This window comes from Microbispora sp. NPDC088329 (assembly GCF_040685655.1).
In the GTDB taxonomy this organism is placed as follows: domain Bacteria; phylum Actinomycetota; class Actinomycetes; order Streptosporangiales; family Streptosporangiaceae; genus Microbispora.
The window spans coordinates 97,268-123,055 of sequence record NZ_JBFBIP010000017.1 but is presented as its reverse complement, the minus strand read 5'-3'; the positions used below and the strand labels follow the sequence as shown (position 1 = coordinate 123,055).

The following is a 25,788-nucleotide window of genomic DNA, read 5'->3' as shown; positions in this document are numbered from 1 at the left end:
GGAAGTGACGAAACCAGCGGAACGACCATGGCGCGGGCTGTCCCTCACAGAGGGGGTGTCGCGGTGAGCAGCTCGGCGGCGTTACAGACATCGGCGTCCAGCGGGCGGTCGGGATCGACCGCGGGGATCGCCTCGACCAGGGTGTCGAGGAGCGCCGCGCAGCCCGAGGCCGTGGGGCGGCGGGCGCCGACGTGCGCCGCCTGCCGCAACCCCACCGCCAGCGACCCGCAGAGCAGCCGCAGCAGTTCGGCCATGTCGTAGGCGCGCAGGGCGGCCTGGGTGCCGAACGGCACCACGTCCTGGTTGTGCAGGTTGGTCGGCAGGCTCTGCATGCCGGCCGGCACGGCGGCGCGGCGGATCTCGGCGACGAACGCGGTCGTGGCGAGCTGCACCCCCTGCATCCCGTGCTGGCGGCCGGGTCCGGCGGCGAGCATGGGAGGCAGGCCGCCGTTGCGGGCCGGGTCGACGAGGAGGTCGAGCTGCCGCTCGGCGAGGTTGCCGAGCTGAGCGGTGACCATCGCCAGGACGTCGGCGGCGAACGCGGCCGGCTGCCCGAAGAAGTTGCCGCCGTGCACGACCAGGTCGTCGTCGGGGAAGAACAGCGGGTTGTCGCTGACGCTGGACAGGTCGGCCGCGACGACACCGTCGACGTAGCGCAGGGCGTCCTCGGCGGCGCCCAGCAGTTGCGGGGAACAGCGGATGCTGTACGGCTCCTGCAGCGGACGCGTGCCGGCCGGGAGGATCCCGGCGAGGGTCTTGCGCATGCCGTCGGCGACGTCGATCGCGCCGGGATGGCCATAGGCGCCGAGCAGGCGGGGGTGGAGGAAGCCCGGGTCGCAGCCGAGCAGATCGACCAGCAGGCAGGTGAGCGCCTGCAGGGCGCGGTGCGAGGACCGGACGCTGTCCAGGGCGAGGGCGGTCGCGGCCGTGGTGAGGGAGGTGCCGTTGACGAGCGCGAGGGCGTCCCGGCCGTCGAGCGTCAACGGGGTCAGCCCGGCATGGCGCAGCGCCTCGGCCGCGGGCATCCGCGATCCGTCGAGATACGCCTGTCCCCGGCCGCGCAGTGCCTGGGCGGCATAGGCGAGCGGGATCAGGTCCCCGCTCGCGCCGACCGAACCGTAGCGCGGGATCGCCGGGACGAACGTCGTCGCGAACATCGCGGCGAGCCCGTCGACCACGTGTGCGGAAACCCCGGACGCACCCTGGGCGAGCGACCACGTACGCACGAGGATCGCGGCCCGGCTCACGTCATGGGCCAGATCCGGCCCCTGCCCGGCGCCGAGGTGCGCCAGGGTGTTGTCACACTGGTCCGCTTCGTCCTCCCGGCCGGCGAACCCGACGAGGGCGCCGAATCCGGTGGTCGCGCCGTAGACCGGACGTTCCTCCTCCCGCACGTCGCGGAGGAAGCCACGGCCGCGCTCGACGCGGTCACGGACGGACGCGTCGACCACGACGGACACCGGCGCCGCTGCGCGGTGCAGGTCGGCTGAGCGCAGCGGAGCGCTGAGGTCGATGGTGTCTTCGACGGCGGGCATGTCCGGACTGTAGGCGGCGGATTCTCAGAATCCTATGAGAATCCGTCCGTAGCTTTCGGCTCATGGCGCATGACTACCTGATAATCGGGGCCGGACCGGCCGGGCTGCAGCTCGCCGCGGAGCTCGAACACGCCGGTCACGACTATGTCGTCCTGGAGCGCGGAGCCGGCCCGGGCACCTCCTTCACCCGGTTCCCGCGGCACCGCCGGCTGATCTCCATCAACAAGGTGCACACGGGGTACGACGACCCGGAGCTGCGGCTGCGGATGGACTGGAACTCGCTGCTGAGCGACGATCCCGACCTGCTGTTCACCCGCTACAGCGAGGAGTACTTCCCGCAGGCCGACGATTTCGTGCGTTACCTGTCCGACTACGCGGCGGCGACCGGCGTCAAGGTGCGCTACGACGTCGACGTCTTCCGGATCGGCCGGAACGACGACGGCTTCACCGCCACCGATCGCAGCGGACGCATCTGGCGGGGGCGGCGGCTGGTCGTGGCCACCGGGGTCTCCCAACTGCACGTCCCGCCGATCCCGGGCGTCGAGCACGCCGAACGCTACGACACGTTCGAAACCGATTCGGCGTCCTTCGCCGACCAGCGGGTCCTGGTGATCGGCAAGGGCAACTCGGGATTCGAGACCGCCGACGCGCTCATGGCCCAGGCCGCGGTCATCCACGTCGCCGGGCCGCACTCGGTCAGGATGGCCTGGCAGTCGCACTACGTCGGGCACCTGCGCGCGGTGAACAACAACTTCCTCGACAGCTACCAGCTGAAGTCCCAGAACACGATCCTCGACGGCACGGTGGAGAGCATCGAACGCCGCGCCGACGGCGGCTACCGGGTGATGTTCCGCTACGCCCGCACCGTGGAGGCGCTGCGCGAGCTGTTCTACGACCGGGTGGTCGTGTGCACCGGTTTCCGGTTCGACGCCTCGGTGTTCGACGACGGTTGCCGGCCCGCGCTGGTCATCGACGACCGTTTCCCCGAGCAGACGCCGGCGTACGAGTCCGTCAACGTGCCTGATATGTACTTCGCCGGCACGCTCACCCAGCAACGCGACTTCAAGAAGGGCACCAGCGGGTTCATCCACGGTTTCCGGTACGGGGTGCGCGCGCTCTACCGGATCCTGACCACCCGGTACCACGGCGGGACCTGGCCGGCCGAGCGGGTCGAGCCCACCCCGGACGCGATCAGTGACGCGATCATCGCCCGGGTAAGCCGCTCGTCGGCGCTGTGGCAGCAGTTCGGCGTGCTCGGCGACGTCGTCACCGTGACCGGAGGCACCGCGCTGTACCAGGAGGAGGTCCCGGTGGCGTACGTGGCCGACGGCGGCCTCGGCGGCGCCCGGCACACCTTCGTCGTCACCCTGGAGTACGGCCAGGGCCACGACGCCGTCGACCCGTTCGACATCTCGATCCCGAGGGTCGTCGAGAACGACGCCGTCAACGCCCACGACGCGAGCTACCTGCACCCGGTGGTGCGGCACTACCGGGACGGCGCGCCGGCCGGCGTCCACCACCTCGCGGAGAACCTGGAGAACCAGTGGAACCTGCCGGAGGTGCACCAGCAGCCACTGGCCGTGTTCGTCAAGGAGTGCCTTGCCGACGCCGGCTGAGCCGTACCCGCGTGCCGTTCTGGACCTCCTGGAGGCGGCCGGGGACCGGCCCGTCTTCGAGCACGGCGCCCGTGCCGTCACCGGCGCGCGGATGCTCGGCCTCGTCCGGCGGATCGCGGCCGGGCTGCGCGCCGCGGCCGTCGGACCCGGGGACGGCCTCGCCATGATGCTCGGCGTCACCCCGGAGGCGTTCGCCGCGATCATCGCCGCCTACGTCGTGGGAGCCCGGGCCGTCGGTGTGCGGCCAGGACTGCCCGACGGCCAGTTGCGCCACGTGCTCCACCAGGACATCACCGCGGTCGTGACCGACGCGGCCACCGGTCCGGAACACGCGCGGCGCACGCTGACCGTCTCCGAGCTGCTGGCCGCGCCCGGCGAGGACGGTCCGCTGCGCCTGTCCGGCCGGCCGGAGGACGTCGCCCGGCTCGTCTACACCAGCGGCAGCACCGGCACACCCAAGGCCTGCGCGCAGACCTACGCCGCGATGAACGCGGCGTGGACGGCCCGCCCGGAGGCGTGGCCGCCGGCGATCCGCGAACTGGCCTCCCGGCTGCGGCGCTACCTGGTGTTCGGGTCGCTGAGCAGCCAGGTGATGATGGAGTACGGCATAATCACGCTCGCCGCGGGCGGGACCATGGTCGTCGCCGACCCGCCCGCGCTCCCCGAAGCGATCACCAGGTATCGGGCGACCGCCAGCGTCATCACCGTGCCCCGCCTGTACAAACTCGTCGCCGCCCAGCGCACCGCCCCGGCCGACCTGAGCAGCCTCCGGGCGCTCATGGTGTCCGGGTCGCCGCTGGAGGCGTCCCGGCTCCGCGAGGCACTCGACGTGCTCGGCCCGGTCGTGTTCCATGGCTACGGGCAGACCGAGACCGGCACGATCTCCATGGCCACGCCGCAGGACGTCCCCCCGTCGGTCGGATTCCCGCCCGACGTCGTCGACGTCGAAGTCCGGGACGCGGACGGCCGGCCCGTCCCGCCCGGCGTCGACGGCGAGCTGTACGTCCGCACGCCGGCTCAGGCCATCGGGTACTGGGCCGAGCCGGCGGAGACCGCCGAGGTGTTCGTCGACGGGTGGGTGCGCACCCGCGACCTGGGCCACTTCGACGAGGACGGACGACTGCACCTGGCCGGGCGGACACGGGACGTCGTCATCGTCAACGCCAACCTCTACTACACAGGCCCGATCGAGCGGGTCCTGGCCGCCTCCCCCGACATCGCGGAGGCGTACGTGGTCGGCGCCCCGGACGAGGACACCGGCGAGGCGGTGCACGCGTTCGTGGTACCGGTGGCGGGCCGGAACCCCGACCTCGGCTCGCTGCGGGCGCTGGTCGGTGAGCGGCTCGGCGAGGCATGCGTTCCCGCGACCGTCACCGTCCTCGACGAGGTGCCGCTGACGCCGAACGGCAAACCGGACAAGCGCCTTCTGACGACCGCGGTCCCCCGAGCCGGGAACGGCGCTCCTCGACGGCCGTCCGGCGACTCGGAGGGATGAGCGGGCGCCCGGTATGTCAGTGAAGGAGTGGTCGGGCCGGCCGCTCGCTCCCCGACGGCCCCGAGCCCGCCGATCGCCCGGCCGCCGCCGTATGCCGGTGCTCGCGTGGTGAGATGCCGTAGGCGGCGCGGAAGGCGCGGCTGAAGGTCGAGGCGTCGGTGAAGCCCCAGCGGGCGGCGACGGCCTGGATGGGAAGGGAGCGCTGCCGGGGGTCGGCGAGATCGCGGTGGCACTGTTCCAGCCGGCATCGGCGGATCCAGGCGGCCACGGTGAGGCCCTGTTCCCGGAAGAGCGTGTACAGGTGCCGGACGGAGATCTGGTGTGCCGCGGCGATCGTCTCAGGGGTGAGGTCAGGGTCGCCGAGCCGCTGCCGGATGAAATCGTGGATCAGCGACAGCAGGGCCTGACGCCGCGATTCGGGTGACAGCAGGGCGGTGGCCTCGACCCGGTCGGCGCAGGCGGCGGCGATCAGGTCGAGGGTGACGGCGGCCACCGCCTGCGCGCTGTGAGGGGTGAGGCTCTCGGCGTTGTCCGCCAGGTGCCGGAGGTGTCCGGCCAGTACGCCGGTGATGCCCTGCCGGACGGGAAACGGCGTCGCGGCGAGCCGCCCGACGACGTCGGACCGCAGGCCGAGGGCGTCCCGGGGGAACTGGACGACCAGGGCCTCGGCCGGATCGCCGTCCGGTCCTCGCCATCCCTGGTACGGCCGGGAGGAGTCGATGGTGAGGAACTGCCCGGCGCGGAAGGCCGCGTCGCGCCCGGCCTGCCTCAGGCCGCCGGCGCCGCCGAGGAGGAGGTGCAGCTGGAAGACCTCGGGATCCGACTGCCTGATGAGCTTGGCGGTCCGATTCACCCGCAGCGTGTGGTGGCTCATCATCGAAAGCTGCACCGTGCCGAGATCGAACACCCGCGCCGACGCGTGGAAACGGGCGGGATGGTCGGTGGCCAGCCACGCGTGCACGTGCGCCTGCGACATCGTGTCGTACCAGTAGGGAAATCGATCCCGAACGGCCAGGTTCCTGGTGTCCCACTCCAGAATTTTCATGACGTTTCCTCGGCGAGTGGTCGTACGGGGAAGCGCGTTCCGCCGTGAAGTGCTTCCCGGTCACTGTTGTCGTGAGTACGCCGGAGCGAGAGCCACGCCGGGGAGATCGCATCGGCGGCGTGCACGAATTGCCAGCAATCGTGCAGAGGAAGTCAAGACATTCGCGACGGCTCCCGGCACCCTGACTGCAGGGAGCCCATTCTGCGCCGCAACGACCCTCAGCACGCCTCGGAGGAAGCCCCATGGCAACACCGCGCGAGATCGCCCTCCCACATCGAGCGCCGGCGGTTCTGTTCGACGAAGCACGGCAGCAGCCGCGGGCGCAGTGCCCCATGCTGACCGGCGCCGACGCCGGAGCCCGGCCGCTCCCATGCCTGCTCGTCATCCCCGAACCTCTCGTCACCGGCCGCGGCGCCCGCACTCCGCGGTGTGGCCGGATGGCGTCACCACCCCCGGCCTCGGCGGCGGAGGTCGCGACCACGGTCGCCATGTGCTGCTGATCGCCGCGGAAGCCCCAGCATGGCGCACAGCCCGAGAAATCACCACAAGCATGTCCCGCTGGGAGGCGAGGGCTCAGCGGGACAGCAGGCGGCGCAGGCGGGAGGCCGGGCCGGGAGCAGGCGCGGCCGGGCGCGGCCGGTCGATCAGGCCCAGCGACTCCAGCCTGCGCTTCTTGAAGTAGCGCGCCGGTCCGTGGGCGCGCACGTAGGCCGTCGCGGCCTCACGCAGCCCGGGGTGGGCTTCGCTTTGCATGCAGTAGCCCACGGCCGCGACCAGGGCGGGCAGGTCGGCGGCGGGCGGCTCGACGAGCGTGCCGTCGGCCTGCAGCCGGGGCAGCGCGGCGTCCGCGATCGTCGCCGGGATCCGGTTGCTGTTCTCGTACGGCGTGAGCCGTTCGAGCACGAGGTCGCAGCCGATGGTCGCGACCGGCAGGCCGAACAGCCGGCGCGCGGTCACCAGCGCGGTGGAGAAGCACCCGGCGACCAGTTCGGGCCGGTGCGCGGCGAAGCACGCCTCGGCGGGCGTCGTCTCGGCGGCCACGAGGAGCTCGACGCCCAGCTCCGCGGCGACCGGCCGCAGCTCGCGGGCGTGCCGCCGCCCGGCGGCGGGGTGCGGCTTGAACAGCACGCTCCGGTGGCCGCGCGCCGCCAGGCCGCGCAGCATGCGCGCGTGCAGCCCGGCCTCCTCCTCGGCCGTGAGCAGGCCGAGCGCGGACAGGTACTGGCCGAGGATCACCGCGCCGGCGCGCGGCGCCGCCTCGGCCGCCTCCGCCACCCGGCCTGCCACGCGTGCGAACGACGCGTCCGTCAGGGCCTCGGCCGGCACGCCGTGCTCGGCCAGGAGCAGAGGCGCGAGGCCGGGGACGAGATCGAGGTGGAGCAGCCGGGTGATCCGCCCGGCGATCTCCTGGGGGAGCGGGTCGCGGGTCGGCCCGTAGCTCATGAGGCCGTCGGAGTAGACGGTGATCGGGCAGTCCCTGATCAGGCCCGCGAGCGTACGCGACGGGGACACCGCGACCGACTCCAGCACCAGCTCGTCCGGCTCGCCGACCAGGTCGCGCAGCAGGCGGCCGAGCATGGGCGTCTCGATCGAACGGGGTTTCCAGTCCGAGGGGTGCAGCGGCGCGATGATCTCGTTCCAGGACAGGACGCGGTCGAACCTGTCGCGCAGCGCGGCGAACCCCGGCGCCTCGTCCAGCGCCGGGGTGACCTCCGGGATCGCCGCGTTGTTCGACACGAGGAGGACCCGGCCGCGGTCGCGGAACCGTCCCTCGTCGATCGCCGCCGCGATCGTCATCGCGCCGAACAGGGTGGAGGCGTAGAACAGCGTGGAGTCAGGCACGCGGCCCTCCCGGCAGATAGGGACCCAGCAGGGTGGCCCGCTCGGGCTCCAGCCCGCCGATCGCCTCGGTCAGCGTCTCGCGCGGCAGCCGGGCGAGTGCCGTACGCGCCCGCTCGTCGAACCGGGCGCGTACGGCCGGGGTGAACCGGCCGGCGAGCTCCACGTGGTGGGCGAGCAGCGCGCACAGGTTGCGGGCCGCCTTGGGCAGGAAGAGCGGCTCGGCCTCGTCGAGCACGATGTCGTAGGCGTCGAAGAAGTGGAGCTGGCGCTCGTCGCCGATCCGCGTGAGCGAGGCCGTGACCCCCCGCCGGTAGTACACGCCGGCGAGGGAGACCACGGCGTACGACCGGGCCAGGCGGTGCAGCCGCCAGATCCACGGGCGGTCCTCGGCGGTGTGCAGCCCGGCGGGGAAGGTGAGCAGGTCGCCCAGCTCGCGCCGGTAGATCCCGGCCCAGGCGTAGGGGTAGTCGACCATGGTCGTGCGATCGGCCGGCAGGATGCCGTCACGGGGGTCGAGCACGACGCCGCGGCGCGGCTGCGGCGCCCGGTGCGTCTCCCGCCTGCGCCCCTCGACCTGGACGTGGTCGACCCGGACGAAGTCGCACCGCAGCCCGTCGGCGGCGGCGACGAGGCGGGACAGGTAGCCGGGCGCGAGCCAGTCGTCGGCGTCGAGGAAGGTGACGTAGCGGCCGGCGGCCAGCTTCAGCCCGGCGTTGCGGGCGCCGGCCAGCCCGGCCGGCGCCGGGTTGCGGACGACCGTGAGCCCCGGCAGGTCGCGCCGGAAGTCCTCGATCACCTCCGGCGTCGCGTCGGCCGACCCGTCGTCCACGACGATCACCTCGGTGTCGAACTCGGGCGTCCGGTTGCGCGCCAGCGACGTCAGCGCGTCGCCGAGGTAGGCCGCGCCGTCCCGGACCGGCACGACGACGGACAGAGTGATCATGCCGTGGCGCGGCGCAGGCGGGCCCGGGGGGCCTCCTCGCCCGGGTAGACGCGCTTGACGCCGTCGCCGAGAGCGGTCTCGATGATGCGGATGTCACGGATCAGGTGCTCCAGGCCGGTGGGCTCCAGCGAGGCGGCGTGGTCGGAGCCCCACATCGCGCGGTCGAGGGTGATGTGCCGCTCGACGGTCACCGCGCCCAGCGTCACGGCCGCCAGCGAGATCTGCAACCCGCGCTCGTGCCCCGAGTAGCCGACCGGCACGCCGTACCGCTGCCGGAGGCTGGTGATCATGAGGAGGTTGGCCTCCTCCGGAGGCAGCGGGTAGGTGGAGGTGGCGTGCATCATCACCAGGCGCTCGGTGCCGAGGATCTCCACGGCCGCGTCGATCTCCTCGATCGTCGACATGCCGGTGGACAGGATGACCGGCTTACGGGTGGCGGCCAGCGCGCGCAGCAGTTCGTGGTCGGTCACCGAGGCCGAGGCCACCTTGTGCGCGACGACGTCCATGTCCTCGAGGAACTCCACCGACGGAACGTCCCAGGGCGAGGCGAACCAGTCGATGCCGCGCTCATCGCAGTATTTGGCGATGTGGGCGTACTCGTCCGCGCCGAACTCGGTCCGGAGCTTGTACTCCATGTAGGTCATCTCGCCCCACGGCGTCTGCCGGATCTGGTCGCGCTGCTCCGGCGGCACGCAGATCTCCGGCGTGCGCTTCTGGAACTTGACGGCCTGGCAGCCGGCGTCGGCGGCCACGTCGATCAGCTTGCGGGCGATGTCGACGTCGCCGTTGTGGTTGATGCCGATCTCGCCGATCACGTAGACGGGCTGCCCGGGGCCGACCAGCGACCGGCCGATCCGCACCGGCCGCGGCGTGCCGGAGACGGCACGGCCGTACGCCACGGGCGCGGGGACCGGGACGGTCTCCAGCGCGGCGGCCGGGCGGGCCGCGAGCACCCGGTCGGACAGCTCGCGCACGGCTCCGGCGCCCCCGGGGGCCGACAGCACGACGCGGGCGGCGGCGCGCACCCGGGGGTGGGCGTCGGGCACCGCGACCGGCCAGCCGACGATCGCCATGCAGGACAGGTCGTTGACGTCGTTGCCGACGTACGCCACCCGCTCGGGAGCCAGGCCCTCGGCGGCCAGCCACTCGCGCAGCGCGACGTCCTTGGCGCCGAGGCCCTGCACCACCGGCACGCCCAGCTTGGCGGCGCGGGCGGCGACGACCGGGTCGCGCTCGGTGGACAGCACGAGCACCTTCACGCCGGCCCGGCGCAGCAGCGCGATCCCCATCCCGTCGGAGCGGCTGACCGCGACCATCTCCCGGCCGTCGGAGCCGACGAACGCGCGGTCGTCGGTGTGCACGCCGTCGAAGTCGGTGACGACCGCGTCGACGTCGATCGGCAGCGGCTCGTCCACGAACGGCGCGAGCGCCCGGGCGATCTCCAGGTCCTCGGGGGTGTCGATCTCGACCGCGTGCCGGGCGGGCACCGGCTGCACGGCCACCCTGCCGAAGAAGCGGTGGCCGCGCTCGCGCAGGCCCTCCGCCCGCATGACGTAGAACGCGCCGGTCTCGCGGAAGTGGGGTTCGCGGTCCTGGCGGCGCGGGCGCACGGCCGGGTCGTGGTTCACCCCGTCGCCGGCGCCGGTCCAGACGAACTCGTAGGTCTCGGTGCCGGAGAAGACCGAGTCGGCCGCGCCGTCCAGCACCTTCGCGACGGCGGCGTCGAGGTCGCGGGGGTCGAGGAACGCGCTGGTGCACTGGACGAGCACGACGATCTCCGGCTCCTCGCCGGCACGTCCTGACAGCTCCGACAACGCGTGCAGCACGGCGGACTCGCTGGAGGCGGTCGAGCCGCTGAGATCGGCGGGCCGGCGCACGACCCGGGCGCCCGCGGCCTCGGCCACCGCGGCGATCCCGTCGTGGTCGGTGCTGACGACCACCTGGTCCACGAGTTCGGCGCGCAGACAGGCGTCCACCGCGCGGGCGACGAGAGGGATGCCGCCCACCTTCTCCAGGTTCTTCAGCGGGACGCCCACCGAGCCTCCACGGGCGGGGACGACGGCCAGCACTCGCACGAGTGACTCCTCTACCTGCGACATCGGGAACCCGCGTGACCCAAGGGGGCCGGGGGTGTCCCGAAAACTAGCCAGCAGGTCCTTTCGTTCGGGGTTACTCGGCTGAACGATCAGGGGCGCGGCTCTGAATTCTGCGTGTCGCCGCCGTCGGCGGGGTCGTCCGGAGCCAGCGGCAGCGTGATCACGAACCGCACGCCGGGCTCGCCGTCCGTGACGTCCTCGACCCTGATGGAGCCGCCGTGGGCCTCGACGACCTCGCGGGCGATGGCCAGGCCGAGGCCCGTGCCGCCGCGGTCGCGGCTGCGCGCGGCGTCGGTGCGGTAGAAGCGCTCGAAGATCCGCTCGCGGTCGGCCTCGGGGATCGGCCGGCCGTCGTTGCGCACGTACAGGACGGCCTCGTCCCCGGTGCGCTCGACCCGCACGCACACCAGCGTCAGCGCGTGCCGTTCGGCGTTGTCGAGCAGGTTCGCCACGACCCGGGCGAGGTGGCGGCGCATCCCCCTGACCGTCACCCCCGGGGTGTTGTGGAGGTGGGTCGGCAGCCGTTCCGCCCGCCGCCCGACCTCGGTGACGACCAGGTGGGACAGGTCGACCTCCTCCCGGGCGGCCTCCGGCACCGTGGGGATCCGGGCGAGCAGGAGCAGGTCGGCGACGATCGCCTCCAGGCGTTCGGTGTCGCGCAGCGCGGCGCCGACCGCCTCGTCGGTGTCCTCGGGATGCAGCCGCGCGCTCTCCAGCTGGGCGCGGATCCCGGCGATGGGAGTGAGCAGTTCGTGCGAGGCGTCGGCGGCGAACTGCCGCTGCCGCTGGATCGACATGTCCAGCCGGGACAGCGCGTCGTTGGCCGCCTGAGCCAGCCGGGAGAACTCGTGGTCGCCGGGCGGTTCGGGCACCCGGCCGCCCGGGTTCCTCTCGCTGATCCCGGCGAGCTCCGACCGGATCGCCTCCACGGGCCGCAGCGCGCGGCCGGTCACCTTCCAGGCCGTCCAGCCCGCCAGCGCGGCGAGCAGCAGGGCCGCGAGAAGCAGCGCCGGCAGCGTCAAGGGGGTGTCGAGGATCGGCGGGGCCGCCCGGCCCGCGTAGACGAGACTCGAGCCGGAGCCCGGGGACACCCGCAGCACGGTCACGTAGAGGCAGTCGTGCCCGGTGGGCGAGCAGGCCGTCGTCTGGGTGATCTCGCGGCCGGGGGCCGTGCGTAACGGGCTCAGGCGCGGCAGGTTCTTGGCGGCGGCGCTCTCGGCGACGATGCGGCCGTCCGGCCCCGTCACCTCGATCAGGTCGATGCCGTCGTCGCCGACCGGGATGGGGTCGCTCAGGTGCCCGTCGCGGATCTGCCCCGCGACGTGGGTGGCGGTGTCCAGGCTCCGGTCCCAGATGCGGTCCGCTACCGCGTCGCGGACGAGCACGTGCACCACGACCGCGAGCGGGATCAGCAGGATCGCCGCGGTCCCGGCGGCGAGAAGTGCCAGCCGGGCTCGCAGTGACGGGGAGCGCCTGGGGAGGAGCATTACCCGAGGCTACTGATGGTCATCTTTAGGAAAACTCGCGACACCGAAAAGCTCCCACCAAAGTTGCTCAAAGTCTCCTAATTCTCCGCAGTTCGTGCTCGGTGCCGCGAGGCCGTCGTCACGGACCGGTACATGTCGCCTACGCCACGTCAGGCCGTGTCATCAGCGGCGACCGCAGATGCAACGCCAGATCGGGGCCGGTCAGGGGCACGGCGTTCCACGTCGCCACCGCTGTGCCCGCGGCGGCGTCGACCACCAGCCGCACCCGGTGCGGCGTGGTGATGACGAAGAGCTCGGCGACGAACGTGTCGCCCTGCCAGGCGCCGGCCGCGACGACGGGGCGGCCGAGCGGCGAGGTCTCCCGCCATTCGCCGTGGCCGGCCTCGACGTCGAGGAACGACCCGAATCGCAGGAGCCATCCGCCGTCCACGGGATCGACGATCACCGTGGTGCCGTCGGGCAGAGCCGAGTCCTCGGCGGAGGCGTCGAGTCTCGCCGTGACGGAACGCTCCGGGGCGGCCAGACCCGGCACCGGCGCGAACGACAGCCGCCGCAGCCGCTCGGCGAGGATCTCGTCGTCCCGGCTGCTCCCCGCCTGGTCCACGCCGGGCAGCAGGCACTCCCAGATCGCGCCGAGTATCTCCTCCCCCTGCGGCACGGCGGCGGTCACGGCGATCACGAGATCGTGTGACGGGACGACCACGCACAGCTGGCCGAGGGCGCCCTCGCCGCGGTAACCGTGACGTGACATCCAGAACTGGTAGCCGTACCCGCACAGGGCGTCGGGGTTGTCCGACCAGCCCTCGACCTGCTGGGTGTCGATGTGCCGTCTGGTCGCGAGCTCCACCCATTCGCGCGGGACGAGCCGCCGGTCGCCCCAGAGGCCTCCGCGCAGCAGCAGTTCACCGAAGGCGGCGACGGCCTCGGTCGTGAGGTGCAGCCCGTGGAATCCGAAGGCGGCACCGCTCGCCACCCGGTCCCATTCCGCGTGGTCGACGCCCATCGGCGTGAAGAGGCGCTCGTCGAGCAGTTCGGGCAGGCCCCGGCCCGTGACCCGTTCCACCATCCGGGCCAGGATGAAGGTGGTCGAGTTGTCGTAGGCGTGCCGTGTTCCCCCGGGCTCGGGAAACGGCAGGCGCAGGAAGCCCTTCACCAGGTCGCCCGGCTCCAGCCGCCAGGCCTCGGCGAGGCTGTCCGCGGGGTGTCCGGTCGTCATGGACAGCAGGTGGTGCACGGTGAGGCGGCGCCCCCGCTCCGAGATGCCGGCCGGAACGTGGTCGGGCAGCACGTCCACCACCCGGTCGTCCAGCGACAGCAGCCCGTCGGCGATCGCGAGCCCCACGGCGACCGAGGTGAACGACTTGGTCAGCGAGTAGAGAAGGTGCGGGCGTCCGGCCGAGTACGGCGCCCACCAGCCTTCGGCGACGACGTGACCGTGGCGTACGACCATGAGGGAGTGACACTCGACGGATCGCGCGTCGAGCCGGTCCAGCAGCGCGGCGACCGAACGCGACGACATCCCCGAGGCGGCCGGCGCCGAGCGCGGCAGTAGGGGGCGTTGAGTAGGCATTCGGGGACCCTACCGATCGCCCGATCACGTGGACGACTGATTTTCCGGGGCCACCGATCACGTGAGGCCCGTTCCGGTCCGGCCACGTCACCGAGGCCGCGCCGGGTTCCCCTGATGAGTCTGGGTGAAGACCGCGACCGTGCGGGCCGGCACGGTCAGCGTGCCGGTCGCCGGGTCCGCCGACGCCCGCCGGACCACGGGGTCGCCCGAGGCCGCCTGCACGGGGTGCAGCGCGGCCCCGGCGCCCCTCAGCGCGGGCACGGCCGGCGTGGCGGTCCTCCCGGTGGCGTTGAACACCACGTAGATCGCCGTGTTCACGGGATCGACGCCGGTGGTGTCGATGCGCATGACGATCACGCCGGGAGCGCCGGACGGCGGGAAGGAGACCCGCCTGCCGATCTCCGCGGCCGAGCCCAGCGAGAAGGCGGGGGAGGAGTAGCGGATCCGCAGGAACTCGCCGAATCTCGCCCGGGCCGCCCCGATCGCCGCGCAGCCGGGCCGCAGCGCGGGGTCGGCCAGCAGGGGCCGCGCGTACGGCCAGCGCGCCTCGTTGTCCTTCGCGGGCGGCAGGCCGCCACCGAAGCCGTTGCCGTCGCGGCAGTCCCACAGCAGGCGGTTGAACCAGTCGCCGGAGTCGTAGGAGTTGCGGTCGAGCGACTTGGACCGCAGGCGCTCGCTGCCGGCGTGGACGAAGGCGGTGCCCTGGCCGAGCAGGACCGCCGCCAGCGACAGCGACTGCATCCTGACCCGGTCGGCCATCGGGGTGTCCCCGGGCAGCTTGTAGGCGAGCGCGTCGAACAACGTCTCGTTGTCGTGGGCGTCCACGTAGGTCACCGTGTCGCCGGGACCGGCGGCGTACCCGGCGGGGCCGCCGTTGTAGTCGACCTCCGACCCCTTGACGGACGTGCCGGCCGAGCCGGTGAACGTGAAGTCGCGCAGGTTGCCCGCGAGCCCGAGCTTGATCAGGTCCTCGTAGTGCGCGAGCCGGTCGCAGGGCCGATCGCCCAGGCCGGAGCCGAAGCCCTGCACGCCGGGGTCGGCGTCGAACGGCGTGCCGCCGCGCACGGCGTCGCGCAGCCGGTCGCTGAACGTACCGATCCCGGTCCCGGCCATGCCGGTCTGGGTGGCCTGCTCGAACCGGGCGTCGCCGGCCACCTCGCCGAAGCTCCAGCCCTCGCCGTACAGGATGATCGACCTTCCGTCCACGCCGTCCTCCGCGAGCGTGAGCGCGTCGAGGGCCGCGCGCACGGCGAGGATGTTCGCCTTCGGGTGGTGGCCCATCAGATCGAACCGGAAGCCGTCGATCTTGTACTCCCTGGCCCAGGTGACGATCGAGTCGACGACGAGCCGGCCCATCATCGTGTGCTCGGGGGCGGTGTTCGCGCAGCAGGTGGAGGTGGCCACCGTGCCGTCGTCCATGAGCCGGTGGTAGTAGCCGGGGACGACGCGGTCGAGCACGCTCGCGGGGTCCTGCCCGGCGGCGTGGGTGTGGTTGTAGACCACGTCCATGACCACCCGCAGGCCCGCGCCGTTGAGCCCGGCGACCATCTCGCGGAACTCCCTGATCCTCCGGTCCGGGTCGGTCGCGTACGAGCCCTCGGGCACGGTGTAGTGCAGGGGGTCGTAGCCCCAGTTGAAGGAGTCCTTCGCGGCCGTCTCCGCGACGCACGCCTGCTGCCGGTCGGAGTCCGGCGGCAGCGCGGTCAGGTCACCGGCGGGCTCGGTGCGGTCGGCCTTCCGGTCGGGCACGGTCGCGAAGTCGAAGACCGGCAGCAGGTGGACGTGGGTCAGCCCGTCCTTCGCCAGGCTGCGCAGCTCGGTCATCCCGGCGCCGCCGCTCTCGGTGAAGGCCTTGTAGGTGCCGCGGGCGGCCTCGGGAACCGTGGCGTCGGAGGCGGAGAAGTCGCGGACGTGCAGTTCGTAGATCGACGCCCGGTCCTGGCGCACCGCCCGGGGCTTTGCCAGCGCCGTCCACCCCTCGGGCCGCAGCGACCGGTCGCCGAGATCGACGATCTGGCTGCGCCCGGAGCCCGCCGAGACCGACAGGCTGTAGGGGTCGGTCACCTCGTTGGTCACGATCTTCCCGGCGGCCGGGGCGTAGACGGTGACGAGGTAGGTGTAGTACCGGCCCCGCCACGACGCCGGGCCGTCGACCGACCACACGCCCGTCGCGTCGTCCCTGCGCATCGGGTGGACCGTCCGGCGATCGGTGGACGCGCCGTCGTAGAGGGCCAGCTCGACCGTGCGCGCCGTCGGCGCCCACACCGCGAGCCCGCCGTTTTCGGTGGGGCCGAGCGGGACCTTCGCCGCCCCGGCGTACAGGTCGTCGAGCACGCCGGGGATCTGCACCCCGGTGGCGGCCAGCAATGCGCCCGAAGGCCCGCGCTCGATGGCCAAGACCTGCCCGCGCAGCGCGTCGCGCACGAGGTCCGCGTCGCGCGGGTCCACCTTCAGCGCGCCGTACGCCGCCAGATGCGGCCACGTGGCCTTCTGGGCATCGGTGAGCTGCCCGGGAGTCAGCCGGACGAGGTGGACGTCGCCGGTCAGGTCGCCGTCGGCGCACGCGATGTCGCCCTCGGCGGAGCAGGCCAGCGCGTAGTGGTTCGCCGCGACGACCTCGCCCTTCCACACGACCGTGGCCCGGTCGATCCACTGGGCCGTCGCCTCGAGGTATCCGTCCACACCTGACAGTTTCCACGCCCCGTGGCCGGTCATGCCCGAGGCGCGGGCGGCGCACGGCGCTGCCGCGGGGTCCGGAAACATCGCGGCCAATCCGTGACCCACCGCTGTAACAGCCGCGAAACGCGTGTCCGACACTGTTGGTGTCGACGTTGGGCCGCGTGAAGAGGATCGTGAAGAGGATGTGGTGGGGATGTTGCTGCGGCTGCGGGTTTCGCTCCCCGACCGGCCCGGGGTGCTCGGTCAGGTGGCGCGCGCGTTCGGGGTGATGGGCGCGGACATCCTGCAGGTCACCGTGCTGGAGCGGCAGGCGGGCCGCGCGGTCGACGACTTCACCGTCTCCTGGTCGGGCGTGTTCGAGCCCGGCGAGCTGCGCGAGCGGATCGGCGTGGTCCCCGGCACGCGGGTGGAGGCCGTGTGGCCGACCAGGGAGGTGCCCGGCACGAGCCCCGACTACGACCTGCTCGGCCATGTCGCCGCGGACCCCGACCGGGCGTACATCACCCTGGTCGACGCGGTGCCCGACCTGGTGAGCGCGGAGTGGGCGGTGGCGGTCGAGTCGGCCGACGGCACGATCGTCCACGGCAGCTGGCAGGCGCCGCAGATCGTGCCCGCGGCCGAGCTGACCCCGCTGCGCGCGTCGGCGTTCGAGGAGGGCGGGCTGCACCTGGCGAGCGTGCCGATGGACGGCGTCCACCTGGTGGTGGCCCGCGAGCAGGGCCCGGCGTTCCACCGGGCGGAGCTCGACAAGATCGTCCGCCTGGTGGGGATCGTCTCCGTGCTGGCCGGCGGCGTCAGCCGCCCGGTGTGAGGGGCGGCGTGAGCGGCGTCAGCGGCGCGGCGGGTCGATGCGACCGCCGTCCATGGTGAACAGCATGAGCCGGGAGACGTCGACGGCGACCCGGCCGTGCTCGCCCGCGCGCCACACGGGGCGGTTGCCGAGCCTGACGATCAGGTCCGCGCGGCGGTGCGTGCCCGACTGCGAGATCGGCGGCGGCTCCTCCTCCACGGGGGCGGAGCCGTTCAGCAGGCGGCGCATCATCGACCGCGCCCTGCCGCCGCCTCCCGAGCCGTTCAGCTGACGGCGGTCCGGCGGCTCCGGCACCACGACGCCCGGGATCCCGGCCTCCAGATAGGCGAGCCACTCATGGCCGTGATACTCCAGCGTCCGCACCCGCCCGAAGAAGGTCGGCCCTTCGGTCTTCTCCGGTACGGGGACCAGCCCGTCGGGCCGGATCCCCACGATGATCTGCATGCCGGTGTGCTGGGACACGGCGTACGCCCGTGGATCGGTCCAGGGCATGGTGAGCTGATGTGGACCGAAATCGAGCATTATGTACTGATTTTGCGGCGTGCGGACCGTGGCCGCGAGCAGGTTGAGCTGCTGCGAGTTGAGGAACGCCGCGGTGAACGCGGTCGCGGGGTCGTTGTAGACCTGCGCCGGAGTGCCGATGTCCTGCAGCACGCCCCGGTTCATGATGGCGATGCGGTCGGCCAGGGTGAGGGCCTCGACCTGATCGTGTGTCACGTAGATGGTGGTGACCCCGAGGGCGCGCACCAGCGACGAGATCTCCATGCGCAGCTCGGTGCGCATGCCCGCGTCCAGGTTGGACAGCGGCTCGTCCATCAGGAACAGCGAGGGCTGGCGCACGATCGCGCGGCCCATCGCCACGCGCTGGCGCTGGCCGCCGGACAGCGTGCCCGGCCGCCGGTCCAGCGTGTCGCCGATGTGCAGCGCGCGTGACAGCTCGACGACCCGCTGCTTGACCATGGCCGGGTCGGCCTTGGCGATCTCCAGCGGGAAGGACAGGTTGCCGCGCACCGTCCGATGGGGATACAGGGCGCCGTTCTGGAAGACCATCGCGACGTCCCGGTCCCGGGGGGCGAGGTTGTTGGCCAGCTGCCCGCCCAGCCACAGGTCGCCGGAGGTGATGTCCTCCAGGCCCGCGATCATCCGCAGCAGCGTGGACTTCCCGCAGCCGGACGGCCCGAGCAGGACGAGGAGTTCACCCTCTTCCGCGCGCAGGTTCATACGGTCGACCGCGAGATACCCCCCCGGGTAGACCTTCGTCACGTTGTCGAGGACGACGGTGCTCATGCCACCTCCTCGACTTCGGCCCCGATTGGGGTCGTGCCGTAGGCGCGCAGGTAAACGCCTTGCCAGACGCCGTCTTCACTGATGCGCTCGCTACGCTCGCTCATGCAAGCTCGTTCCTCCCGAGCAGGCGCGCCCGGATCCCCAGCCGTCGGTGTAAATGATGAGGTAGTACATCGCGTTGCGGGCGCCCGTGTCCATACGTGTCGTGAAAGATCCGGCATCTGCGTGCAACTGCTCGTTACTCGTTACTTTCCCCTCGCTCAAGGCGCCTGTCAGGGCCCGGTCGTGACCTCCCGATGGCCCTTCGGGAAACGTCAAAGGTAACGAAATTGCTGAAAGTTTCTGCAAGGCCTTTCATCCCCTCCCCGCCCCTGTTACGTTCCGCTCAAATCCCCCCTGAGCAAGGAGTGCGACGCAGATGAGGCGAGTCCTCACGTCCGCGGCGGTGGCCGCGGCGCTCGCTTTGGCGGTCACCGCCTGTGGCAGCTCTTCCGGCGGCGCCGGATCGGCCCCGGCCAAGAGCGCCGTCCCCGCTGAGGTGTCCGGCACGGTCACCTGGTGGGACACCTCGGACGCCACGACCGAGGGCCCGGTCTTCCAGGAGATCATCAAGGGTTTCGAGAGCACGTACCCGAAGATCAAGGTCAACTACGTCAACGTGCCGTTCGCGGACGCGCGGGACAAGTTCAAGACCGCCGCGCAGTCCGGCTCCGGCGCTCCCGATGTGCTGCGCACCGACGTGGGCTGGGTCGCGGAGTTCGCCTCGCTGGGGTATCTCGCCCCGCTCGACGGCACCCCCGCCCTCGACAAGCCCGAGGAGTTCCTGCCCGTCCCGGCCGCCAGCGGCAAGTTCAACGGCAAGACCTACGGCGTGCCGCAGGTGACGGACACCCTCGGCCTCCTGTACAACAAGGAACTACTGAAGAAGGCGGGCTACGACGAGCCTCCGGCCACGATGGCCGACCTCAAGAAGGTGGCGCTCGACGTCAAGTCGAAGACCGGAGCCGGCGGCATCGCCCTGAACGTGGACGCCTACTTCCTGCTTCCGTTCATCTACGGCGAGGGCGGCGACTTCGTCGACGTCCAGAACAAGAAGATCACGATCTCGTCCCCGCAAAGCGTGGCGGGGGTGAAGATCGTCGAGGACCTCATCACGTCCGGCGCCGCCGTCAAGCCCGCGCTGCAGGACAGCTACACGAACGCCGAGACCGCGTTCAAGGACGGCAAGGTCGCGATGATCTTCAACGGGCCGTGGTCGAACGCCGACAACCTCGGTGGCAAGGTGTTCAAGGACAATCCGGACAACTTCGGCGTCGCCCCGGTCCCCGCCGGTTCGGTGAAGGCGGGCTCGCCGCTGGGCGGCCACGACTACACCGTGTACGCGGGGTCGCAGAACCTCGACGCGTCCTACCTGTTCGTCCAGTACATGGCGAGCGCGGAGAGCCAGGCGAAGATCGCCGGCAAGCTCGGCCTGCTGCCGACCCGGCTACCCGCCTACAGCGCGCCGGAGGCCACCGCGAACCCGAAGATCGCCCAGTGGGCGAAGCCGATGGAGACGGCCGTCGAGCGCCCCTGGATCCCCGAGGCCGCCTCACTGTTCCAGCCGCTGGTCGAGGGCTACCAGAAGCTCGCCGGCGGGCAGACGACGACCGAGCCCATGCTCAAGGACGTCGCCACCGCCTACCAGGGCATCCTCAAGGGCTGGAGCCTGTAGGCCATGACGGCTGACGTCGTCGCGACGAGAAGGGCCGCGCCCCGCAGTGGGGCGCGGCGCCTCCTGTCGCGCCACTGGTACGCCTGGGCGATGACCGCGCCGGTCGTCATCGTGACGCTGGTGCTGGTCGGCTATCCCCTCGTGCGGGGCGTGTACCTGTCGCTCACCGACGCGACCGAGGCCACCATGGGCCGCACGATCGGGATGAACGTCATCCCGTCCACGTACGAGTTCGTGGGCCTGCAGAACTACGCCGACATCATCACCTCGTCGGAGTTCCTCGGCCGGCTCGCCTGGACGGTCGTGTGGACCGTCGCGTGCGTGGCCCTGCACGTGGGCATCGGCCTCGGGCTGGCCCTGCTGCTCAACCGGCCCATGCGCCTGCGGTCGTTCTACCGCGTGCTGCTCGTGCTGCCCTGGGCCGTGCCCGCCTTCGTGTCCGCCTTCATCTGGCGCTACCTGCTGAACGGCGAGTTCGGCGTGGTCAACGCCATGCTGCGGGCGGCCGGGTTCGCCGGGGTGGCCTGGCTCGACGACCCGTTCTGGGCCAAGGTCTCGGTGATCGCCTGCAACGTCTGGCTGGGCGTGCCGTTCATGATGCTCGCGATGCTCGGCGGCCTGCAGGCCATCCCGCGCGAGCTGTACGAGGCCGCCGAGGTCGACGGCGCCACGCCGTGGCAGCGGTTCCGCCACATCACGCTGCCGGGCCTGCGTCCGGTGTCGAGCACGGTCGTGCTGCTCGGCACGATCTGGACGTTCAACCAGTTCCCGGTCATCTACCTGCTGACCAAGGGAGGACCGGGCGGAGCCACGGAGATCCTCGTGACGTACGCCTACCGCCAGGCGTTCGAGGGCATCAGGAACTACTCGGGCTCCGCCGCCTGGGGCATGGTGATCCTCGCGCTGCTCGTCGTCCTGGCCGCGGTCTACCGGCGCGCGCTCAAGCAGCAGGGGGAGGCATGGTGAGCCGGGCCGCTCCCACGGGCGCGTGGAGCCGAGACAGGCGCAGCCCGGGCAGGTCGATCGCCCTGCACCTCACGCTGATCGCCGCGAGCATCGTGTCGGTGTTCCCGGTCGCGTGGCTGGTGCTGACCTCGCTCAAGCCGCGGACGGTCATCGAGACCGCCTCGGTCGCGCCGATCGACCACCCCACGCTCGCCAACTACACGCAGGTCCTGGGGGAGACCCGGTTCCTGACGTGGGCCGCCAACTCCGTCATCGTCTCGCTCATCACCGCCGTGCTCGGCGTGCTGCTGGCGGCCACCACCGGCTACGCGGTCAGCCGCTTCCGCTTCCCCGGTTTCCGCTCGGTGATGTGGATGCTGCTGATCACGCAGATGTTCCCCGTGGCGATCCTGATCGTGCCGATCTACAACCTGATGGCCGGGCTCGGGCTGATCAACCAGTTCCCGTCCCTGGTCATCGCGTACCTCACCTCCACCGTGCCGTTCTGCGCGTGGATGATGAAGGGCTACTTCGACACCGTCCCCGTGACGATCGACGAGGCGGGCCGGGTGGACGGCCTGACCCCGTTCGGCACGTTCTGGCGGCTCATCCTGCCGCTGGCCAAGCCCGGCCTGGCCGTGGCCGCGTTCTACTCGTTCCTCACCGCCTGGGCGGAGGTCGCGTACGCCAAGGCGTTCATGACCGGGGACGACAAGTACACGCTCGCGGTCGGCCTCGACCAGTTCGTCGGCCAGCACAAGGCGGAGTGGGGCCTGCTCACGGCGTCGTCGGTGCTGATCGCCATCCCGGCGGCCGTCGTCTTCCTGCTCGTCCAGCGCCACCTCGTCACCGGCCTGACGGCCGGCGCGACGAAGGCGTGACCCTATATGAGAATCGGGGGATCCCAATGACCGAACTCGTCGTCCAGCCGTCCGCGGTCACCACCAGATGGTGGCGCGACGCGGTGATCTACCAGGTGTACGTCCGCAGCTTCGCGGACGGCAACGGCGACGGGGTCGGCGACCTGCTCGGCGTCCGCAGCCGCCTGCGGTACCTGTCCGACCTCGGCGTGGACGCGATCTGGCTGACGCCGTTCTACCCCTCGCCCATGGCCGACTTCGGGTACGACGTGGCCGACTACCGCAACGTCGATCCGATCTTCGGGTCGCTGGCGGACGCCCAGGCGCTGATCGCCGACGCCCACCGGCTCGGCCTGCGGGTGATCGTGGACGTGGTGCCCAACCACACCTCCGACCGGCACCCTTGGTTCGAGGCGGCGCTGAAGGCCGGGCCGGGCAGCCCGGAGCGGGAGCGCTACATCTTCCGCGAGGGCAAGGGCGCGGCGGGCGAGTTGCCGCCCAACGACTGGGAGTCGATCTTCGGCGGGCCCGCCTGGACCCGGGTCGGGGACGGCCAGTGGTATCTGCACCTGTTCGCCCCCGAGCAGCCCGACCTCAACTGGGAGCACCCCGAGGTGCACGAGGAGTTCGCCGACGTGCTGCGGTTCTGGCTCGACCTCGGGGTGGACGGCTTCCGGATCGACGTGGCGCACGGCATGATCAAGGCCCCCGGGCTGCCCGACGTGGGGGCCACGGGCCAGGCCGAGATGATCGGCGCGCAGATCGTGCCGTTCTTCGACCAGGACGGCGTGCACGAGATCCACCGGGCCTGGCGCCGCATCCTCGACTCCTACGAGGGCGAGCGGATCGGGGTGGCGGAGGCGTGGGCGCCCTCGCCCGAGCGCCTGGCCAACTACGTCCGCCCCGACGAGCTGCACCAGGCGTTCAACTTCCACTTCCTGAAGACGCCCTGGGAGGCCGCCCGCTTCCGGGAGGTCATCGACGAGTCGGTGCGCACGTCGGCGCTGGTGGGCGCGCCCGCGACCTGGGTGCTGTCCAACCACGACGTCAAGCGGCACGTCACCCGCTACGGCGGCGGCGAGCGCGGCCTGCGGCGGGCGCGGGCGGCGGCGCTGCTCATGCTGGCGCTGCCCGGCTCGGCCTACGTCTACCAGGGCGAGGAGCTGGGGCTGCCCGAGGTGCTCGACCTGCCCGAGCAGTACCTGCAGGACCCGCAGCGGCTGCGCGACCCCGACAGTGGGCGCGACGGCTGCCGGGTGCCGCTTCCGTGGACCGCCGCGGGCGAGCCGCCGTACGGCTTCACCCCGCCGGGCATCTACGAGAGCTGGCTGCCGATGCCGGCCGAGTGGCGCGACATGTCGGTGGAGGCGCAGCTGCGGGACGGCGCGTCGACGCTCAGCCTCTACCGGACCGCCCTCGCCCTCAGGCGGGAGCACCCGGAGCTGGGCGACGGCTCGCTGACCTGGCTCGACAGCCCGGCCGGCACGCTCGCGTTCCGGCGCGGCGATGCGTTCGTCTGCGTCCTCAACATGACCCCGGAATGGGTGGAGACCGGGACGCCGGGCGACCTGCTGCTCGCCAGCGGGGGACCGGAGATCGCCGGCGGAGTGGTGCGGCTCGCGCCCGACTCCGCCACCTGGTGGACCCCGAAGAATGTCTAAAGTGATGCTCATGAACACCACACGGCTCGCCGACATCGCCGCTCAGGCCGGAGTGAGCGAGGCGACGGTGAGCCGTGTGCTCAACGGCAAGGCGGGGGTCTCCCCGGCCACCCGCCAGGCCGTGCTCACCGCCCTCGACCTGATGGGCTACGAGCGACCCCAGCGGCTGCGCCAGCGCAGCAACGGCCTGATCGGCCTGGTGATCCCGGAGCTCGGCAACCCGATCTTCCCGGCGTTCGCGCAGGCGATGGAGAAGTCGCTGATCCAGCACGGTTACACGCCGATCCTGTGCACCCAGGAGCCGGGCGGCGCCCCCGAGGACGAGTTCACCGAGATGCTCCTCGACCGGGGCGTGTCCGGCATCGTCTTCGTCTCCGGCCTGCACGCCGACACCACCGCGCGGATGGACCGCTACACGCGGCTCACCGACCGGGGGCTGCCGATCGTGCTGGTGGACGGCTACAACGAGGCCATCCCCGCGCCGTTCATCTCGCCCGACGACCGGCTCGCCGCGCGCCTGGCCGTACAGCACCTGGTGGACCTCGGGCACGAGCGCATCGGCCTCGCGCTGGGGCAGCGGCGGTTCGTCCCGGTCATCCGCAAGATCGACGGCTTCCGCCTGGCGATGGCGCAGCTGCTCGGCCTGTCCGACGTCGACGACCTCATCCGGCACTCGCTGTTCTCCGTCGAGGGCGGGCAGGCCGCCGCCTCGGCGCTGCTCGACCGCGGCTGCACCGGGATCTTCTGCGCGAGCGACCTCATGGCCCTCGGCGCGATCCGCGCCGCGCGCGAGCGGGGGCTGTCCGTGCCCGGCGACGTGTCGGTCGTCGGGTTCGACGACTCACCGCTGATGGCGTTCACCGACCCGCCGCTGACGACCGTGCGCAAGCCGATCGGCGCGATGGCGGCCGCGGCCGTCGAGACGCTGCTCGAGGAGATCGGCGGCACCCCGGCCAAACACGTCGAACTGATCTACCAGCCCGAGCTCGTTGTGCGCGGCTCCACCAGCTCGGGCCCCCTCGTCAACCGCTGAGCCCTGTCCCTGAGCCCTGTCGCCGAGCCCCGCTGTCCGGTCCTGACGCGGATGGCCGCCGCCGGTCCCGGCCGCTCGTGACCGCGTGAAGCGCCGGCGCCGTCCGGCGTGCCCGCAGGCCGGTGCGGGCACGCCGCATCGGACCGATCGTCTTTCCCCTCTTCCCGCGCGGACGCGCGAGGTCACCGCGCCGGATCTCCACATGTCCTCAGGAGCGTTGCGAATGACCGATCACACCTTCGACGTCGTGGTCGTCGGCGGCGCCGGCGTCGACACGACCGTCTACGTGCCCGAACTGCCCCTGCCGTACGCCGACACCTACGCCGTGCCGCCCGTCGTGGACCGGATCGGCAACACCGGCGCGGGCGTGGCGCTCGGCTGCCACGCCCTCGGCCTGCGCGTGAAGTTCGTCGACCTGATCGGCGACGATCCGCAGGGCGCGCTGATCCGCGGCCACCTCGCCGCCCGCGGCGTGGACTTCGCCCACGCGGTGTCGGAGGCGGGCACCCGCCGCAGCGTCCTGCTCGTGGGCCCGGACGGCAGGCGCCTGTCGCTCTTCGACCCCCGGGTCGTCCCCGGCCAGCGGATGCCCGCCGGCCTCTACCTGCCCGCCCTCCGGGCGGCCCGGCATGCCCACATCTCGATCGTGGACTTCGCCCGGCACGCGTACGCCGACATCCCGGACGGCACGACGGTCTCGACCGACCTGCACGACTGGGACGGCGAGAACCCGCACCACGAGGACTTCGCCTACTCCTCCGACCTGGTCTTCCTGTCCGCCGCGAAGCTCGGCGGACGGCGGGAGGAGGTCATGCGGGCGATCGCGGAGCGGGGCCGTGCGTCGGTGGTCGTGTGCACGGCCGGGGCCGAGGGCTGCCACGTGCTCGCCGTGCCGGAACGGAGCCGCGGCGAGATCCCGGAACAGGGCCGCGGCGAGGTCCGGCACTTCCCGGCCGAGCCGCTGCCCGGCCCGATGGCCGACAGCGACGGCGCCGGCGACGCGTTCGTGTCCGGCTTCCTGTACGGACGGCTGGCCGGCCGGCCCCTGGAGGAGTGCGTACGGCTGGGCGCCGTGGCCGGGGCGCACGCGTGCACCTCGGAGGGCACCCATGAGGACCCCATCGGCCCGGACGCCCTGCTGGACGCCCTCCCATGAGACGACGCCGGGC

19 protein-coding genes are annotated in these 25,788 nt (G+C 72.1%); 10 read left to right on the top strand and 9 right to left on the bottom strand.

What is annotated here, in order from left to right; genetic code table 11:
- Window positions 1–44: 44 nt before the first annotated feature.
- Entirely contained in the window at window positions 45–1,535 is a 1,491-nt protein-coding gene (locus AB0O28_RS27915) for an aromatic amino acid ammonia-lyase (protein WP_363645160.1), read from the bottom strand.
- A 62-nt stretch (window positions 1,536–1,597) separates the two neighbouring features.
- Here AB0O28_RS27915 and AB0O28_RS27910 point away from each other — a divergent pair, with 62 nt between their 5' ends.
- Together AB0O28_RS27910 and AB0O28_RS27905 are read left to right on the top strand one after the other, a co-directional pair.
- Window positions 1,598–3,151 (top strand): NAD(P)-binding domain-containing protein, encoded by a 1,554-nt coding sequence (locus AB0O28_RS27910; protein ID WP_363645158.1) that lies wholly within the window; start codon window positions 1,598–1,600, stop codon window positions 3,149–3,151.
- Window positions 3,135–4,646 carry an AMP-binding protein gene (locus tag AB0O28_RS27905; protein ID WP_363645156.1) on the top strand — a complete coding sequence of 504 codons (1,512 nt, stop codon included), beginning with the start codon at window positions 3,135–3,137 and terminating at the stop codon, window positions 4,644–4,646. The genes AB0O28_RS27910 and AB0O28_RS27905 overlap by 17 nt, the downstream gene beginning before the upstream one ends.
- A gap of 16 nt (window positions 4,647–4,662) precedes the next feature.
- Here AB0O28_RS27905 and AB0O28_RS27900 read toward each other — a convergent pair whose 3' ends face one another.
- Window positions 4,663–5,691: a helix-turn-helix domain-containing protein gene (locus tag AB0O28_RS27900; protein ID WP_363645154.1), complete on the bottom strand. Its 1,029-nt coding sequence runs from the start codon at window positions 5,689–5,691 to the stop codon at window positions 4,663–4,665.
- Between the two features lie 242 nt (window positions 5,692–5,933).
- Here AB0O28_RS27900 and AB0O28_RS27895 point away from each other — a divergent pair, with 242 nt between their 5' ends.
- Entirely contained in the window at window positions 5,934–6,191 is a 258-nt protein-coding gene (locus tag AB0O28_RS27895; RefSeq protein ID WP_363645152.1) for a hypothetical protein, read from the top strand.
- A 73-nt stretch (window positions 6,192–6,264) separates the two neighbouring features.
- Here AB0O28_RS27895 and AB0O28_RS27890 read toward each other — a convergent pair whose 3' ends face one another.
- The 6 genes from AB0O28_RS27890 to pulA all read right to left on the bottom strand — a co-directional run bounded on the left by AB0O28_RS27890 (window position 6,265) and on the right by pulA (window position 16,311).
- Window positions 6,265–7,533, bottom strand: a complete 1,269-nt coding sequence (locus AB0O28_RS27890) for a polysialyltransferase family glycosyltransferase (protein ID WP_363645150.1) — start codon at window positions 7,531–7,533, stop codon at window positions 6,265–6,267.
- The gene (locus AB0O28_RS27885) at window positions 7,526–8,476 is read right to left on the bottom strand and encodes a glycosyltransferase family 2 protein (protein WP_363645148.1); all 951 of its coding nucleotides are present in this window, start codon (window positions 8,474–8,476) and stop codon (window positions 7,526–7,528) included. Before AB0O28_RS27885 ends, AB0O28_RS27890 begins: the two co-directional genes overlap by 8 nt.
- Complete coding sequence (locus AB0O28_RS27880; protein WP_363645146.1) at window positions 8,473–10,551, bottom strand: N-acetylneuraminate synthase family protein; 2,079 nt, start codon at window positions 10,549–10,551, stop codon at window positions 8,473–8,475. The genes AB0O28_RS27885 and AB0O28_RS27880 overlap by 4 nt, the downstream gene beginning before the upstream one ends.
- A 110-nt stretch (window positions 10,552–10,661) precedes the next feature.
- Entirely contained in the window at window positions 10,662–12,059 is a 1,398-nt protein-coding gene (locus AB0O28_RS27875) for a HAMP domain-containing sensor histidine kinase (protein WP_363645144.1), read from the bottom strand.
- Window positions 12,060–12,198: 139 nt separating this feature from the next.
- Window positions 12,199–13,629, bottom strand: a complete 1,431-nt coding sequence (locus AB0O28_RS27870) for a serine hydrolase (protein WP_363645142.1) — start codon at window positions 13,627–13,629, stop codon at window positions 12,199–12,201.
- Between the two features lie 87 nt (window positions 13,630–13,716).
- Window positions 13,717–16,311, bottom strand: coding sequence for a pullulanase-type alpha-1,6-glucosidase (gene pulA, locus AB0O28_RS27865; RefSeq protein ID WP_363645140.1), 2,595 nt, complete (start codon window positions 16,309–16,311; stop codon window positions 13,717–13,719).
- Between the two features lie 190 nt (window positions 16,312–16,501).
- On the opposite strand from pulA, the gene AB0O28_RS27860 reads away from it, so the two are divergent.
- The gene (locus AB0O28_RS27860; protein ID WP_363645296.1) at window positions 16,502–17,119 is read left to right on the top strand and encodes an amino acid-binding protein; all 618 of its coding nucleotides are present in this window, start codon (window positions 16,502–16,504) and stop codon (window positions 17,117–17,119) included.
- A gap of 18 nt (window positions 17,120–17,137) precedes the next feature.
- Here the strand turns inward: AB0O28_RS27860 and AB0O28_RS27855 are convergent, their stop codons facing one another.
- Window positions 17,138–18,406 carry an ATP-binding cassette domain-containing protein gene (locus AB0O28_RS27855; protein ID WP_363645138.1) on the bottom strand — a complete coding sequence of 423 codons (1,269 nt, stop codon included), beginning with the start codon at window positions 18,404–18,406 and terminating at the stop codon, window positions 17,138–17,140.
- Window positions 18,407–18,824: 418 nt separating this feature from the next.
- Between AB0O28_RS27855 and AB0O28_RS27850 the strand changes: the two genes are divergently transcribed.
- From AB0O28_RS27850 to AB0O28_RS27825, 6 genes are all read left to right on the top strand, one after another.
- Window positions 18,825–20,120: an extracellular solute-binding protein gene (locus AB0O28_RS27850; protein WP_363645136.1), complete on the top strand. Its 1,296-nt coding sequence runs from the start codon at window positions 18,825–18,827 to the stop codon at window positions 20,118–20,120.
- 3 nt (window positions 20,121–20,123) lie between these two features.
- Window positions 20,124–21,086, top strand: coding sequence for a sugar ABC transporter permease (locus AB0O28_RS27845; protein ID WP_363645134.1), 963 nt, complete (start codon window positions 20,124–20,126; stop codon window positions 21,084–21,086).
- The gene (locus AB0O28_RS27840) at window positions 21,080–21,946 is read left to right on the top strand and encodes a sugar ABC transporter permease (protein WP_363645132.1); all 867 of its coding nucleotides are present in this window, start codon (window positions 21,080–21,082) and stop codon (window positions 21,944–21,946) included. The genes AB0O28_RS27845 and AB0O28_RS27840 overlap by 7 nt, the downstream gene beginning before the upstream one ends.
- A 26-nt stretch (window positions 21,947–21,972) precedes the next feature.
- Window positions 21,973–23,586, top strand: a complete 1,614-nt coding sequence (locus AB0O28_RS27835; protein ID WP_363645130.1) for a glycoside hydrolase family 13 protein — start codon at window positions 21,973–21,975, stop codon at window positions 23,584–23,586.
- Between the two features lie 10 nt (window positions 23,587–23,596).
- The gene (locus AB0O28_RS27830; protein ID WP_363645128.1) at window positions 23,597–24,619 is read left to right on the top strand and encodes a LacI family DNA-binding transcriptional regulator; all 1,023 of its coding nucleotides are present in this window, start codon (window positions 23,597–23,599) and stop codon (window positions 24,617–24,619) included.
- A 223-nt stretch (window positions 24,620–24,842) separates the two neighbouring features.
- Entirely contained in the window at window positions 24,843–25,775 is a 933-nt protein-coding gene (locus AB0O28_RS27825; RefSeq protein ID WP_363645126.1) for a PfkB family carbohydrate kinase, read from the top strand.
- The last annotated feature ends 13 nt before the right edge of the window (window positions 25,776–25,788 follow it).